1 protein-coding gene is annotated in these 698 nt (G+C 51.9%); it reads left to right on the top strand.

Annotated features, from left to right (window positions below):
* A partial coding sequence (locus tag R7093_RS25630) for a phosphoenolpyruvate carboxylase (RefSeq protein WP_318147072.1) occupies nucleotides 1–698 on the top strand: 698 nt, incomplete at both ends.

Raw genomic sequence — 698 nt, 5'->3', positions numbered from 1 at the left:
ATGAACTTGCGTCTAAACGTCCGCTACTGCCGCGCGATTGGGAACCATCAGAGCCTGTCAAAGAGGTGTTAGACACCTGTAAGATCATCGCTCTGCAACCGCGCGAAGCGTTCGGTGCTTACGTCATCTCAATGGCTCGTACCGCCTCAGACGTACTCGCTGTGCACCTATTACTGCAAGAAGCGGGCTGCCCTTACCGTATGGATGTTTGTCCTCTGTTCGAAACTCTAGACGACTTGAACAATGCAGAGTCGGTCATTAAGCAGCTAATGAGTATCGACCTTTACCGTGGCTTTATTCAAAACCACCAAATGGTCATGATCGGCTACTCTGATTCAGCAAAAGATGCGGGTGTCATGTCAGCAGGCTGGGCTCAGTACCATGCTATGGAATCTCTAGTTAAAGTGGCAGAAGGCGAAGGTGTTGAGCTGACTCTGTTCCATGGTCGTGGCGGCACCGTTGGTCGCGGCGGCGCACCTGCACACGCGGCTCTGCTGTCTCAACCACCAAAGAGCTTGCAAGGCGGGTTACGCGTAACAGAACAAGGCGAAATGATCCGCTTTAAACTGGGTCTACCAGATGTTGCGGTAAACAGCTTCAACTTGTATGCAAGCGCCATTTTGGAAGCAAATCTACTGCCACCACCAGAGCCAAAACAAGAATGGCGCGACTTGATGGAAGTGCTGTCGGAAGTGAGC

It is taken from the genome of Vibrio sp. 1580, assembly GCF_033340055.1.
This window is presented reverse-complemented; position numbering and strand designations above follow the sequence as displayed.